This is a genomic window from Pseudomonas sp. 14P5.3.2, assembly GCF_057799175.1.
The window spans coordinates 1-11,974 of the sequence record NZ_JBYOKU010000031.1 but is presented as its reverse complement, the minus strand read 5'-3'; the positions used below and the strand labels follow the sequence as shown (position 1 = coordinate 11,974).

Annotated in this window: 13 protein-coding genes and 1 pseudogene; all 14 read left to right on the top strand. The window is 59.4% G+C overall.

Annotated elements, in window-relative coordinates; translation table 11 throughout:
• Window positions 1-105: 105 nt before the first annotated feature.
• Window positions 106-294, top strand: a complete 189-nt coding sequence (locus AC27VU_RS21755; RefSeq protein ID WP_247269543.1) for a hypothetical protein — start codon at window positions 106-108, stop codon at window positions 292-294.
• 95 nt (window positions 295-389) lie between these two features.
• Complete coding sequence (locus tag AC27VU_RS21750; protein WP_488724886.1) at window positions 390-1,550, top strand: phage tail tube protein; 1,161 nt, start codon at window positions 390-392, stop codon at window positions 1,548-1,550.
• Between the two features lie 79 nt (window positions 1,551-1,629).
• Entirely contained in the window at window positions 1,630-2,115 is a 486-nt protein-coding gene (locus AC27VU_RS21745) for a hypothetical protein (protein WP_488724885.1), read from the top strand.
• A 2-nt stretch (window positions 2,116-2,117) separates the two neighbouring features.
• On the top strand, window positions 2,118-2,357 hold the full coding sequence (locus AC27VU_RS21740; RefSeq protein ID WP_488724942.1) for a hypothetical protein: 240 nt from the start codon (window positions 2,118-2,120) through the stop codon (window positions 2,355-2,357).
• A 59-nt stretch (window positions 2,358-2,416) separates the two neighbouring features.
• Window positions 2,417-2,857, top strand: coding sequence for a hypothetical protein (locus tag AC27VU_RS21735; protein ID WP_103484242.1), 441 nt, complete (start codon window positions 2,417-2,419; stop codon window positions 2,855-2,857).
• Window positions 2,858-2,866: 9 nt separating this feature from the next.
• Window positions 2,867-3,166, top strand: a complete 300-nt coding sequence (locus AC27VU_RS21730) for a hypothetical protein (RefSeq protein ID WP_103484241.1) — start codon at window positions 2,867-2,869, stop codon at window positions 3,164-3,166.
• Between the two features lie 56 nt (window positions 3,167-3,222).
• A complete protein-coding gene (locus AC27VU_RS21725) occupies window positions 3,223-6,144 on the top strand; it encodes a phage tail tape measure protein (protein WP_488724884.1) in 2,922 nt (973 codons plus the stop codon).
• An 18-nt stretch (window positions 6,145-6,162) separates the two neighbouring features.
• Window positions 6,163-6,747, top strand: a complete 585-nt coding sequence (locus AC27VU_RS21720; RefSeq protein WP_488724883.1) for a hypothetical protein — start codon at window positions 6,163-6,165, stop codon at window positions 6,745-6,747.
• Window positions 6,747-7,349 carry a hypothetical protein gene (locus AC27VU_RS21715; RefSeq protein ID WP_097090050.1) on the top strand — a complete coding sequence of 201 codons (603 nt, stop codon included), beginning with the start codon at window positions 6,747-6,749 and terminating at the stop codon, window positions 7,347-7,349. The genes AC27VU_RS21720 and AC27VU_RS21715 overlap by 1 nt, the downstream gene beginning before the upstream one ends.
• Before the next feature lie 2 nt (window positions 7,350-7,351).
• A complete protein-coding gene (locus AC27VU_RS21710) occupies window positions 7,352-7,750 on the top strand; it encodes a DUF6950 family protein (RefSeq protein WP_488724882.1) in 399 nt (132 codons plus the stop codon).
• Window positions 7,747-10,788 (top strand): phage tail tip fiber protein, encoded by a 3,042-nt coding sequence (locus AC27VU_RS21705; protein ID WP_488724881.1) that lies wholly within the window; start codon window positions 7,747-7,749, stop codon window positions 10,786-10,788. The genes AC27VU_RS21710 and AC27VU_RS21705 overlap by 4 nt, the downstream gene beginning before the upstream one ends.
• Complete coding sequence (locus AC27VU_RS21700; RefSeq protein ID WP_488724880.1) at window positions 10,785-11,138, top strand: hypothetical protein; 354 nt, start codon at window positions 10,785-10,787, stop codon at window positions 11,136-11,138. Before AC27VU_RS21705 ends, AC27VU_RS21700 begins: the two co-directional genes overlap by 4 nt.
• Window positions 11,135-11,797 (top strand): hypothetical protein, encoded by a 663-nt coding sequence (locus AC27VU_RS21695; protein WP_488724879.1) that lies wholly within the window; start codon window positions 11,135-11,137, stop codon window positions 11,795-11,797. Before AC27VU_RS21700 ends, AC27VU_RS21695 begins: the two co-directional genes overlap by 4 nt.
• 24 nt (window positions 11,798-11,821) lie before the next feature.
• A pseudogene (locus AC27VU_RS21690) lies at window positions 11,822-11,974 on the top strand (tail fiber domain-containing protein); the annotation flags it as partial.

The window sequence follows — 11,974 nt, the reverse complement described above, 5'->3', positions numbered from 1 at the left end:
ACGACATGAGCGAAGTAACGAAAGAACTTCACCGCAGCCTTATCCGTGCTGCGAAAGGAGCGCTTGCCGCATGGGAGCGCTGGCTTGCAGCAAAGGAGAAGGGTGATGCAGGTCAGAATTGATGGAAAGCTGGTAGAGCGCAAGCACTACATCGAGCATGAGCAGACCAGCGATCGATCTGGGTTCGGCTACATCCTCCCACGGGAAGAGCCAGAGCTTGAGGATGGCGAGCAAGCCATATGGGCGCTCGGCGACCCAGTTCCGACAATTATCCGCACATTCGATCCAGCATAAATTTACCCAAATTCACCGGGCACGCTGATCAGACCCGCCGAAAGGCCTCTCTGCTCATCACGCCTCCCCGGATCAATTGATCTAAGGAGGCTCCGATGAGTTCGGGCGCAAAAGTTGTAAGCCACATTATTGCCGAGGTGACGCCCGGCGTTACCCCGACCGGCACCTGGGACACGCTGCGCCTGACCGGCAACGCGCTGACTCCGACCGTCAACACTCAAGTCAGTGACGAGATCACCGACACTCGCCTGAGCCAAGGCTCGGTGGCCACCAGCATCGATATCGGCGGCGACCTGACGGCTGAATTCTCGTTTGGCTCGTTCGATCAACTGCTGGAGGCCGCGTTCTACGGCAACTGGACCGGTAATGTGCTGAGCGTCGGTGACACCCGCCATACCTTCAGCATCGCCAAAGGCTACGACGACGTCGGCGTCTACGGTGTGTTCAAGGGCGCGCACGTCTCGACCTTCGCGCTCGACATTCCGTCAGACGGCAAGATCACTGCCACCTTCAACATGGCGTGCCTGGACTACGCCGATAGCGAAACCTCGATCGTCGTTTCGCCGAACGCACCGACCACCACCCCGTTCCTGTCGAACAACAACGTCGGCACGATCCTGGTGAACGGCCAGTCGCTGGAAGGCGTGGCCTGCGTCTCGGCCATGACCGTCAACCTCGACAACAGCCTGCAAACGCAGCGCTGCCTCGGCTCTGACAGTCTCGGCCCGGGTGCGCACATTGCGACCGAAGCAGCGATCACCGGCAGCATCACACTCGCCTGGTCGAAGCGGGCGTGGGAGATCTGGAAGAACACCTTCACCCGTGCGCCGATCGGCGTCGTCTTCCCGATCACCGACAGCCTTGGCAACAAGTACACCTTCAACTTCCCTGCGGTGGAAGTGGACGGCGAACTTCCGAATGGTGGCAAGCGCGACCTGATCGAGGTGACGCTGAACTACACCGTGGCGAAGGTCAGCCCGACCATCACCCGCGTTCCGTTCGTGCCTGTGACCAGCGTCTCGGTGGCGCCTACGACCGCCTCCATCGCGGTAGCCGCGACTCGTCAGCTCACTGCGTCGGCATTGCCGGCCGAAGCCGCACAAAACGTCACTTGGTCCAGTTCGGCGCCGAGCGTTGCCACCGTCAGCCCTTCTGGCCTGGTCACCGGCGTCTCCGCTGGCTCCGCGACGATTACCGCCACCAGCGTGTCGGACGTCACCAAAACCAGCACGGCGGCGATCACCGTCACTGCATAAACCTGCTCGACCTTTGGCTGCCCCGGCATTCACGCCGGCCGGGGCGGCCCTTTTATTGGCGCGGCGTTGAGGAATTACCATGGCTCTGCAACTGGGAAAAAAGAAGGCGGCAGTCACCGGCGAGCGCTGGGTGAACTTCGACAAGGACACCAAGGTGCTGCTGGCCGGCATCGACAACCCTGAGTATCAGGTCGCGCTGGAGCGCATGCGCCGTCGCATTCAGCGCAACGATGCGCGGTTTGAAGAGGGGCAGGTGGGCGTGGTCGCCGGCGAGAAGACCGAGCACCAGAACCACTCGATGCTGCTGGGGAGCTTCATCGTGAAGGGCTGGGATGGCGTACTCGACGCCGAGGGCAACCCGATCAAGTACAGTCCGTCGATCGCCGCCGAGCTGCTGGAAACCAATATCGAGTTCTTCGTCTTCGTCCTGCGCGAGGGTGCAGCTGCAGCCAATGACGCCGCTGAAGAGCGAGCTGAGTCGGTGGGAAAGCCGTCTGCCGCTTCGAGTGGGAGCAAGAGTGGGGCGGGGAAAGCGAAAAGCGCCGCGCGGTCTACGCGCGCCTGAAGCTGGCCGTGCCTGACGAGCCTGAGAACGACCCGATCACCGCTTACCTGCTGAACCTCTACCGGAATGTGTGCCGAGGCCGCCGGTACATCGCCGGCATGGCTAGCGCCTTCCCACTGCCGCTGTCGGCACGGGAGATTTCCGACTGGCTGGAATCGCATCCGTCGCCGCTGCCGCGCGATGAGATTGACGATGTGATGTTTGCTCTGGATGCGGTGTGTTTAGCTGGTGACGAAGAGTGATTTTGTCGAGGCCCTCCCGTTGGTGCTAGATTCCTCCTTCAAACAGGGAGGGGGTGTCTTTGAAAAGACAAATAGCATTTGGTGTTGCATTCCTACTGCTGGCGGGCTGCGAAACAACTAGAGTCGCGCCAGAAAAGGCCTCTCAGGTCCCAGCAGAGGATGTTTTCGCTTTCGGTAAGCCAAGCGCAGCAGATGATGCGCGTATTGTTTTCACGCAAGACGCTGGTGCTTTGAGCTGCTTAGGTGCCGGCATGCAGGTGTTCTTGAACGAAAGGCTTGCTGCTGAAACAAGTAGCGGAAAATCGGTGAAGCTTTACCACAAGCCTGGCCCTGTGCAGCTGAGTATCAAGAACAATGCCGCATGCGCCGGCGGTGATCTGCGCGGGCTATTGCTTGATCTGAAACCAGGCTACTCGTATTCGGTTCGCGGGTACCGCGGCATGTGGGATAAAGCAGAGCCGCTTCTTACTGCACCCGAGCCGTACAAGTACGCGAAATAGCGAGGACTTATGAGAACGATATTCGCCGCACTCATTGCTGTAACTGCGCTTTTTTCAATGTCGGCGCAGGCTGCCGAAAGCTCTTGCAAGAAAATTTCTGCCTTGGCCGGTGAGGCAATGACTGCTCGTCAAAAAGGTGAGCTGCTCGAGGACTCGCTCGACAAAATTGGTGATGGCAGCAAATTCGCCAGAGGGGTCGTTCTCAAGGCTTACGAAAAGCAAGTCATGATCACAGACACCATGAAGGAAGAAGCAGTAAAAGAATTTCGCAATGAGGCGTATCGAGTCTGTCTCAACGCGAACAGCTGAATCAGCACCCAATGAATAACCCGCTCCGGCGGGTTTTTTGCGCCTGGAGAAAGACAATGGCTCAGACATCCCGCCTCGTTCTGGAAATCGATAGTCGGGACGCCGAGCAAAAGGCTGCCGACACTCGAAAGGCACTTGAGGCGCTCGAGGGGGTAGGTCTTCGTGCCAAGCCAGTGATGGACAAGTTGGCCGACGGAATCGACAGCGTTGGTCAGTCCTCGGAAACAACGGGCAGGAAAGTAAAAACGCAGAAAGAGCAGTTGGAAGAGCTGCTGGGCAGTATTGATCCTGTCACCCGAAAGCTGGGCGAACTGGACAAGCAGGAGAAGGAACTGGCCAAAAACCGGAAGCTTGGCTTGATCGACGCGGATACCTTTTCCGAATATCAAACGAAGATCAATACCACGCGAGCAGATCTCGGGCGATTCAACTCTGACCTTGGCAAAACCGGCATGACGGCGAAGGCAACAGCTGCCGCATTGCGGGGAGTCCCTGCGCAGTTCACTGATATCGCCGTATCGCTGCAGGGCGGTCAGGCGCCACTCACCGTTTTCCTACAGCAAGGTGGGCAGCTTAAAGATATGTTTGGAGGTGTTGGGCCGGCAGCAAAAGCGCTGGGCGGCTATGTCCTCGGCCTGGTCAATCCTTTCACTGTGGCTGCGGCAGCGGTAGGCGTGCTCGGTCTGGCCTACTACCAAGGCTCGAAAGAACAGGATGCCTACCGTCTTTCCCTCGTAACAACCGGTAATGCTGCCGGCACCACGACACTCGCACTTTCTGAAATGGCCAAGCGTATCAGTGGCACTGTTGGCACCACGGCAGATGCTGCCGCAGCGCTTGCGCAGCTCGCCGGTACAGGGAAGATCGCCAGTTCCAGCTTCGAGCAAATCGCAACGTCCGCCATCGCCTACGAGAAGGCGACCGGGAAGGCAGTATCAGAAACCATCGCAGAGTTTGTGCGGCTGGCGGACGACCCGGTGAAGGCGGTCGCTGAACTCAACAACAAGTACAACTTCTTGACCGCTTCGGTATATGAGCAGGTCCGAGCGGCGCAGGAGATGGGCGAGAAGGAGGCCGCTGCAGCGATCGCTCAGGAAGCTTACGCCAAGGCTTTGGGTGAGCGAGCCGCAACTATGAAGTCAAACTTGGGCTCGCTCGAAAAGGCATGGAACGATCTTGCTGGCGCCGCGAAGAGTGGCTGGGATGCAATCCTCGGTATCGGGCGCGAGTCGAACAGCGGTCCGGACGTAAAGGCGATTCAGCAGAAGATCAATTACCTGAAATCTACCCTTGATACTGGGTATGAGGACGACAACACCAGAGAGCGGATCGCGTCGCTGCAGGCCGAGCTCGATGCCTACGACAAGAAGTCGAAGGCTGAGCAGAAGGCTGCTGACGATGCCGCCCGTGCAGCCCAGGTTCAGCGTGATGGGCAAGTGGCTTACGAGGCTTTTGAAAAGAGCCTTGAGCAGAACTTCACCAAACGCCAGAAAATGAACAAGGCGCTTGAGGATGAGGAAAAACGCATCAACGCCGCTCGCACAGCAGGCTATACCATCACCGCTGAGCAGGAGGCCGCAGCACTAAAAGCGATTCGCGAGAACTCCATCTACAAGGAGTCCGAGGAGAAAAAGCCGAAGGCTTATACCGAAGACGCCGGCATGAAGGCGCTCGACCAAGCCCGCCAGCAATATGCCGTGCTGCAACAGCAGAACTCGCTGATTGGGGTGCAGAAAGGTGAGGTCGACAAGCTCGGCGCCGCCGGCCAGGCCCTTGTGAAGTGGGAGCAGGAGCTCGCTGACATCAAGGGCAAGCAGACCCTGACGGCTGATCAAAAGTCGTTGTTGGCCAACCAGGAGCTGATCACCGCTCAACTTAAGAAGAACGCAGCGCTCGAAAAGGAAAACGCGCTGCGCAAGATCGCGACCGACGAGACCCAAAAACTCGCCGCATTCCAGACCAATCTCGCAAGCCAGTTGGCGAAGGCCCAGACCGGGCTGGACAACAATCTGGCCGGCATGGGAATGGGGGATCAGCAGCGGCAGCGCCTGCAGGAGCAGCTCAATATCCAGCAGCAGTACCAGTCTCAACTGGACGCACTGGAGCAGCAGCACAACGAAGGAAGGATCAGCGACAACCTTTACAACCAGGAGACTGAAGCCCTGCGTTCGGCGCTGCAAACTCGCCTCGCGATGCAGCAGCAGTATTACTCGGACGTAGACAAAGCCCAGTCGGACTGGTCGCTCGGCGCTTCGTCGGCGTTTCAGACCTACTCCGAGCAGGCCCGCGACGTTGCCGGCCAAACCCGCAACCTATTCACCAACGCCTTCAGCAACATGGAAGACGGCATCATCCAGTTCGTGAAGACCGGAAAGCTGTCGTTCAAGGATCTGGCGGACGGCATCATCGCCGACCTGATCCGCATCCAGGTGCGTCAGGCGGCGGTGGGCATCTTCGGTACGCTGTTCAGCGGGCTGGCGGGTGCTGGTGCATCTGCTGCTGGCAACGGTTTTGCTGCCGGATCTGCTGCGGCGACATCTTCGAGCCTGGGAGCATCGGCGGCCGGTTACAGCTCGAAGTACGGCTTCTCCGACGGTGGTTACACCGGCGACGGCGGCAAGTTCGAGCCGAAGGGCGTGGTACACGGCGGTGAGTTCGTGGTGCGCAAGGATGTGGTCAGCCAGCCAGGCGCGCGGGAGTTCCTCGAGCGCATGAATGCGAACTCGAAAGGGTACGCGGATGGCGGCTATGTCGGATCGGCTGCCGTAACCACGAAGTCCAATGTCGTGCCGATCTCCTCGGCGTCTCCCGCTGCCCCGGTCATCCAGCAAAGCTTCAGCTTTCAAGGCACTCCAGATGACGCCACCGTCAACATGGTCAAGGAGGCTGCAATGCAGGGGGCGAAGGGGGGCTACGAGCTGGTCGTGCGCGACCTGAAACAAAACGGAACCATCCGCCAGCTGATCGCGCGGCGATAAGCCTTTAAGGAGTACCGCATGGCTCTCACGTGGCCGGCTTCGTTGCGCCCGTCAGAAATGACGTGGGGCATCGTCAACAACAGCAGGGCGTTCACTTCGACACTTTCGAACGCCCAGCAAATCATCGGCTACCCGGGCGCCTACTGGCAGTGCACGCTGACCTTCGGGCTATTGACGAGGGCTCAGGAGCGCGAGCTGTCGGCGTTCCTTGGGAGACTCGACGGCATGATGGGCACCTTCAACCTTCCGGCGTTCACCCGGCGCAGGACGAACAGTGTCGGCGCACTGACGGTGGTCACCGGTAACGCTCAGGCGCGATCGATGGTCATCGGCGGCGCAACGGCGAACGCGCCCGCTTTCAGCTCAGGCGACTACATCACCATCGCCGGCGAGATGTTCGAAGTCACTGATCCTGCATCAGCAAATGCGCAGGGCAGGGTGACTGTGCTGCTCAACAAGCGGATTCGCAAGACGCTCACGGCCGGCACCGTTGTCGAGTACCTCAACCCGTACTCGGAAATGCGGATGACCTCTGACACCTGGTCCATGTCCGTGCGCCCCGTGGTCGCGAACGGCAGTTATCAATTCAGGGAGGCCTTCTGATGCCCTCAGCATTCCCGTTCAGCCAGAACGTGGTGAACATCATTGCCACTGGCCGGTTCATGCCGGTCTACGCCGTTCAGCTCGACTTCGTCGACGGCATGGTCTTCGCGCACACCGGTACCGGCGACCTGGTGGTCGACGGCATTACCTATCAGGGGGTTGGCAATTTCGGCCAGGTCAGCCAGTCGCAGGAAAGCGACAACTCCGGTTCGCCGATGTCGGTCGAGCTGACGCTCAGCGGTTTGGATGCCTACATCCTCTCCGAGACGAACGTGCGCGGCTGCCGCGGGCGGATGGCCAAGGTTCTTTTCGTGGTGTTCGACGAGGCCGGCAACTACGCAGCGGACATCTTGTTTTCCGGCCGAATGGATGCAGCCAAATTCTCGTTCGCCGGCAACGGCCAGGACGGCAACAGCATCACTGTGCCCGTGGTTGACCGGATGGCTGAGTGGAGCCGCACCGGTACCGAGCGCTTCACCGACGAAAACCACCGCGCGCGCCACGACGGCGACCGGTTCTTCTACGCCATCGCCCAGATGTCCGAGTGGCCCATTTACTGGGGCTCGAAGAAGGACGCACCGACATTCACCTATGGAAGTTAGCCATGCGCTACCGAGACTGGACAACCCGTCTGAACGACGTGATCAAGGCCGCCCAAGAGCGGCCTTTTTCATGGGGCGAATTTGACTGCTGCCTGTTCGCTGCTGACTGCACGGCGGCGATTTGCGGCGTCGATCCGGCCGAGAACTACCGCGGCAAATACACCACGGAAACCGGCGCCAAGCGGCAGCTGAAAAAGCAGCACGGCAGCCTTGAAGCTGCATGGGACGCCCATTTTGCTCGGGTGCCGCTGGCTTTCATCCAGCGCGGTGATGTCGTGATGTACGAGGCACCCGGTGGCCGAAGCATGGCTGTTTTTTGGGCTGGCGATTATTGGGCAACAACCGACGACGGCGCAGCCCGTGTCGCATGCGAGCCACTGGCCGCGTGGAGGGTTGAATGAGCGGCGGCGTCAGAAAACTTGCCTCTGTTGTGGTTGGTGCGGTTGTTGGCTTTGCCCAAGGCGGCCCTTGGGGCGCGGTCGCCGGCGCTGCGCTGGCCTTCTATGCATCGGAACAGCAGGAAAAGCTCAACACCAAGTCGCCACTGCGCGACAACGAGCCGTCGGCGCAGACCGTTCGGTCGTCGAAGGCGCCGGTTCGCTTCATCCTCGGCCGAGTGTCCACCGGCGGCGTGCTGGTATGGGCGCAAGAGCAGGCCGGCGCACAGGGGGAGGGCGAGTGGCTGCACCTGGTGTACGTGTTGTGCGAAGGCCCGATCACCGCACTTGAGAACATCTATCTGGGCGAGGAAGAGATCGGCAGCTACGGCGCGCAGGCGACTTATGAGCTGGTGGTCAATCCGACCCAGGTGAACGCCTTCCTGAAGGCCAACTGCCCAGACTGGAAGGACAGCCAGATCGGGCGGGGCCTTTCGTTCGTTCGGGTTTCGCTGCAGTACAGCGCAGAGAAATTCCCGTCTGGCATCCCGGATACCCGTTTCGTGGTGCGCGGGCGCAATGACGTTTACGACCCTCGCACCGGTACCGCCGTCTACAGCGCCAATACCGCGTTGCATCTGCTTTGGTTCCTGCGCGCGCGTTGCGGTGTGCCGGACGACGAGATCGTGTTCGAAACCTTCGCCAGCGCGGCCAACGTGTGTGACGAGGCTCTGACCAATGCCGACGGCTCGACCAGCCAGCGCTATCGCAGTGGGTGCGTGATCGGCGCGGATGAACAACGCACGGGCGTTCTCCAGAAGCTGGAAGCAGCCTGCGGCGGGCATCTGATCCGTGTCGGTGGCCGCTGGATGCTTCAGGCGGGCGCGTACTACGGCCCGTATGACTTCGAGATCACCGAGGACATGGTGATCGGCACAGTGACCGGCAGCACCGAGCCGACTAACGATTCGGCAATCAACACCGTCCGCGGCACGTTCATTGACCCGTCGCAGTCGTGGACGGAAACCGATTACCCGGAGGTCAGTGTTGCCGAATGGATCGTTGAGGACGGCGGCGAGGCGGCAGAAACGCTGACCTATTCCTACGTCACCGATCCATATCAGGCCCAGCGCCTGGCGAACATGGAGTTGCGCCGGCGCCGCGCGGGCGGGGCGATCAGCATTCCGATGAACTTTGCCGGCTACAACTGCCGGCCGGGGCGCGTGGTGCGGGTCAACTTGCCGTCGCTGAACATCCTGGGCGAGTTCATCGTTTCGGACTGGTCCATGGGCGACAGCGAAGGCTGCACAGTCCAGGTCAAACAGTACGAGGCGGCGATCTTCGATGATGCGGTGGGCCAGCCGTACAACCCGATCGGATTCATCAATCTGCCGGCCGGCGGTCTCGGTACGCCGAGTGCGGTCACATGGACGCAGGACACCACCGCCGAGGTAACTCAGGGCGTGCTGTCGTGGCTGCCGCCGACGGGAATCGTAAAGGAATACATCGTCATCGTTCGGCAGGGCGCTACCGCGGTGCAGTCGCACAACGTTCCGGCCACCTCGACGGAGATCGCCATCAACGGCCTGCCGTCTGGCAACTACACGATGAGTGTGGCTGCGGTAGGGCCAATGGCACGTTCCGGCGAGGCGACGATCACCGTCAGCATCAACGGTCCGCCCATTCCGGAAAGCTGCGTAGTGCAGTCGTCGATCGACAACATCGTGCTGATCCCAAGCAACTCGCAAAACGGTCTGAACGGAGGGACTTACGAATACTTCTTCAGCACTTCACCAACGGCAACGGCTGCAGATGCCGAATATCTGGGGCAAGGCCTGACCTTCACCCACAACGGGCTGGGGTTCTGGACCAACTACTACTACTTCATCCGCTCATCGAACGCCTACGGGAAAAGCTCGTTCCTCTACGTTCCAGCGCAGACGTCAAACGACGTTTCCGCATACCTTGCAGCCCTGGCTGGAAAGATAAGTAAAACGGAACTTCGGCAGGATCTGGTAACTGAGATCGACAAGATCCCAGGCCTTCAGGATCAGATTGATGCGCTGGATGGCTTGAAAGGGTACGAGCCGGATCAGGTTTATCTGAAAGGGCAGATGATCGTCGATGACGGCCAGATCTATCTAGCGCTGCAGCCGGTGCCGGTCAACACCCCACCGCCTAACCCTCTCTACTGGGAGGATGTTGGAGATTTATTGGAAACGGCCAATGGCTTGGCCGAGCAGGTGGCCACGCATACAAGCGAGATCACTGAACTCGACGGAGAGGTGACGGCTACCTCAACTGCGTTTAACGCTCTGCGCGCGTCTTCGCGTGATGATGACGGGCAGGGGGATTTGAATGGCGCACTAAAGGAATGGGCAAGTACATCAGCCATTGCGAACGAAGATCGAGTCAGATCCTCCGAGAACCTGGCCAGCGCACAAAAGCTCACCACCCTTGACTCCAAAGTTGGTGAGAACGAAGCGAATGTGACGGATCTGCGTCGCACGGTTGCAACAGACAAGGAAGCCACGGCCCAGGCGATCACCCAAGTGAACGTGAAGGTCGGCGAGAACACTGCCGCCATTCAGGAAACCTCGACTGCGTACGCGGATACCAGCGGCAAGCTTTCGACGATGTGGTCGGTGAAGATGCAGGTCACGCAAGACGGCAAGTACGTCGCGGCCGGTATCGGCCTCGGCATCGAAAACACGGGTGCCGGTCTCCAAAGTCAGTTCCTAGTCAGTGCCGACCGGTTCGCCATCGTCAACACGATTGCCGGCGGCGCGATATCAGTGCCGTTTGCGGTTCAGGGCGGCCAAGTGTTCATGAACTCGGCATTCATTCAAGACGGCAGCATCACAATGCTGAAGATCGGCCAATACCTTCAATCCGACAACTATATCCCTGGAACACTTGGCTGGAGGCTGGATAAAGCCGGGAACCTCGAGTTCAACGGGCCAGCGCCTGGGGGAGGTCGTTTAACGATGACCAACCGAGCCATCAAGGTTTTCGACCAAAACGGGGTGAAGCGCGTGCAACTTGGAGATCTCGACGCATGACCTATGGAGCGAGAGTCTGGGACGAGAACGGCAATTTAGGGATGGACACCAACAGCTTCACCTATCAGGTGCTGTGGCAGGGCGTGATTGATTTCAGCGGTACCACGCCCAGTTACACGTTGAACATTTCCGGTTTCAACCCAGCCAATTGCGTGTTCATGATCATTCCGACGAGGGCGCAGGATGTGCAGTCATCTGAGACAGACGGGTCGGGAAACATAAAGTCCTACCCCTACGTTACTACTGCAGTGGGGCAGGTCGTTGTCCGCCCGAAGAACCCTTCTGCCAGCGCCTCGACACTTCAATCAAGGGTAGTCGCCAAAGGCTACGCAATCAGGTACGGGGTATGAGTTACGGTTTTCAGAGCATCAACGACAACTCATTCGTCCAGATCGATTCCGAAGCTCCAAGATTGTGCGTGTTGACGAAGGGAAGTTACTCCGGAACCACCAACGCATCCGGCGTTTTTGCCAGGGCTGTCACAAGCCAAGACCCACCGATTGTTTTCATCCGACCAGATCAGACTGGCGCTATTCAGGTGCCGATATCGGTCTGGTTCACAGGAGGGCCCGGGAACTGGACTGGTTTCACCATGAAGGCATCAAACGTGGATTCGACGCTCAGCGGGCAGTATTTCGTCGCCGCGTGGGCTTCCATGGGGACCGCTGCCTATGGGATGAGGCTATGGGACGGCGCCGGAACGTTGATTTATGACAGTGGCGCACCGGCCGTGGTTGTGACGTTCGCCGCCGGCAACTGGACGTATGTCGGGAGCGAGGTGCTTGTAGTGGGTCGCCGGTACATCTGGTCAATCAATAAGGCTTTGGGAGTCGGTGAATACATTTCCTTGAATCCATTTGCGATGAACTGCCACAACGACGCAACCGGTGGGGGCTGCGCCTTGGGCGTCGACTATGCGGGCGGTCGAATCATGATGTACAGCCTGGCTACCACCGCCTGGACCGATCAGGGCCATCGCCCGTTTCTTTGCGCCAAATTGCTGGCCTGACCTTTCATTTTCTGGAGATTCACAATGCCCTGGTGCAAAGCCGGGACGGTTTCTGTCGTCCAAAATTCCAATGCAGTGATCGGCGCAGGTACCGCATTTATTGCCAACGCCCGTGTCGGCGATGCTTTCCGCGGCCCAGACGGCGGCTGGTATGAAGTGACCAACATTGCCAGTGAC

What these genes read in the sequence shown, in the direction of transcription:
- AC27VU_RS21730 (WP_103484241.1), top strand. Translation starts at nt 2,867, where the DNA reads ATGAGAACGATATTCGCCGCACTCATTGCTGTAACTGCGCTTTTTTCA.
- AC27VU_RS21725 (WP_488724884.1), top strand. Translation starts at nt 3,223, where the DNA reads ATGGCTCAGACATCCCGCCTCGTTCTGGAAATCGATAGTCGGGACGCC.
- AC27VU_RS21755 (WP_247269543.1), top strand. Translation starts at nt 106, where the DNA reads ATGCAGGTCAGAATTGATGGAAAGCTGGTAGAGCGCAAGCACTACATC.
- AC27VU_RS21700 (WP_488724880.1), top strand. Translation starts at nt 10,785, where the DNA reads ATGACCTATGGAGCGAGAGTCTGGGACGAGAACGGCAATTTAGGGATG.
- AC27VU_RS21750 (WP_488724886.1), top strand. Translation starts at nt 390, where the DNA reads ATGAGTTCGGGCGCAAAAGTTGTAAGCCACATTATTGCCGAGGTGACG.
- AC27VU_RS21720 (WP_488724883.1), top strand. Translation starts at nt 6,163, where the DNA reads ATGGCTCTCACGTGGCCGGCTTCGTTGCGCCCGTCAGAAATGACGTGG.
- AC27VU_RS21695 (WP_488724879.1), top strand. Translation starts at nt 11,135, where the DNA reads ATGAGTTACGGTTTTCAGAGCATCAACGACAACTCATTCGTCCAGATC.
- AC27VU_RS21710 (WP_488724882.1), top strand. Translation starts at nt 7,352, where the DNA reads ATGCGCTACCGAGACTGGACAACCCGTCTGAACGACGTGATCAAGGCC.
- AC27VU_RS21745 (WP_488724885.1), top strand. Translation starts at nt 1,630, where the DNA reads ATGGCTCTGCAACTGGGAAAAAAGAAGGCGGCAGTCACCGGCGAGCGC.
- AC27VU_RS21715 (WP_097090050.1), top strand. Translation starts at nt 6,747, where the DNA reads ATGCCCTCAGCATTCCCGTTCAGCCAGAACGTGGTGAACATCATTGCC.
- AC27VU_RS21705 (WP_488724881.1), top strand. Translation starts at nt 7,747, where the DNA reads ATGAGCGGCGGCGTCAGAAAACTTGCCTCTGTTGTGGTTGGTGCGGTT.